This window comes from Vibrio sp. 10N.261.52.A1, from assembly GCF_002876325.1.
GTDB lineage: Bacteria > Pseudomonadota > Gammaproteobacteria > Enterobacterales > Vibrionaceae > Vibrio > Vibrio chagasii.
Genome location: NZ_MCYD01001090.1, coordinates 1 through 1,272, shown reverse-complemented (window position 1 = coordinate 1,272; position 1,272 = coordinate 1). Strand labels below are relative to the sequence as shown.

Genomic DNA, 1,272 nt, shown 5'->3' with positions numbered 1-1,272 from the left:
GATTCTGTAGTTGACCCGATCTAGTGGACACCTTCAATAGTAATTGGAGGTGTTTATGCCAGCTTATAAATCAGGTAAAAAAACTCAACAATATCTTACGGAATTTAAGGTAACTGCTGTCCGACTTTCGCTTCGAGAAGGAGCTACAGTTAAAAGCGTGGCGCTATCATTAGATATCCACCCTTATATGCTTTCTAAATGGCGAAAGGACTATAGAGAAGGGGTTATTATGGAAGATAAACGTAAGAAAAGGACTCAGATCCCGAGCCATAAAACTGAGTCTAGTCGGATTGCAGAGCTCGAACGTCAGAATGAACAACTTAAGCTAGAGAATGACTTGCTAAAAAAGTGGCAACGATTCGTTGCCCAAGAAAATCGACAAAATTCCGATTCATAGCCCATTACAAAACGCGTTATTCCATTGTATTGATGTGCCGTTTTCTATCTGTTTCTAAGTCGGGTTACTACGCATGGCTTGATAGAGAACCAAGCCGCTACGATCAAGAAGAGCAGGCTTTGAAGAAGCGTATAATTAAAGTGTTTACCCAGAGTCGAGAGACTTACGGCAGCCCACGAGTTCATGCAGAACTGAGGCGCCAAGGCGTTTTGGTTAGCCGCAAGCGTGTGGCTCGGATCATGAGAGAGCAAGGGCTAAGAGCACGAAGTTATCGCATTTACATGAAAATGGCCAAGCTACATCGGTTCTATCAATCGATTAAGAATATTAAAAAAGATACACCAAAACCAACGGCAGTTAATCAACAATGGTCTGGAGATCTAACGTATATAAAGCAAGGTAAACGTTGGATGTATCTAGCCGTCGTTATCGACCTTTACTCACGTAAAATCGTCGGTTGGTCGCTTGGTAGTAAGAAGAGTACACAGCTAACGATGAGTTCGTTGAGAATGGCCATTAGAAATCGAAAGCCACAAGAGCGCTTATTGTTTCATACCGACAGAGGCTCTGAATATCGAGCCCATGAAGTTCAAGCTTTATTATCAAAAAATGGAATTGTCCCAAGTATGAATCGTCCAGGTCATTGCACCGATAATGCGGAGGTGGAGTCATTCTTCCATACGCTCAAAGGCGACATAATTAGGAAAAATAGTTTTAAAAGTGAGAAGCAGCTTAGAGATAAACTTGCCGGTTATATCCAGCATTTTTATAACCGTTATAGACTGCACTCAAGTCTCGGATATCGAACCCCACATGAGTATGAAGTCGTGACGGGTTAAAGAGAATAGGGTGTCCATTTTATCGGGTGAAGATCA

Annotated in this window: 1 protein-coding gene; it reads left to right on the top strand. The window is 42.1% G+C overall.

Annotated elements, in window-relative coordinates; translation table 11 throughout:
* Window positions 1-55 precede the first annotated feature (55 nt).
* A protein-coding gene (locus tag BCT81_RS23420; protein WP_102426033.1) for an IS3-like element ISVisp1 family transposase occupies window positions 56-1,236 on the top strand; the annotation gives its coding sequence in 2 pieces (ribosomal slippage) (window positions 56-341 and window positions 341-1,236; 1,182 coding nt in all).
* Window positions 1,237-1,272: the final 36 nt, after the last annotated feature.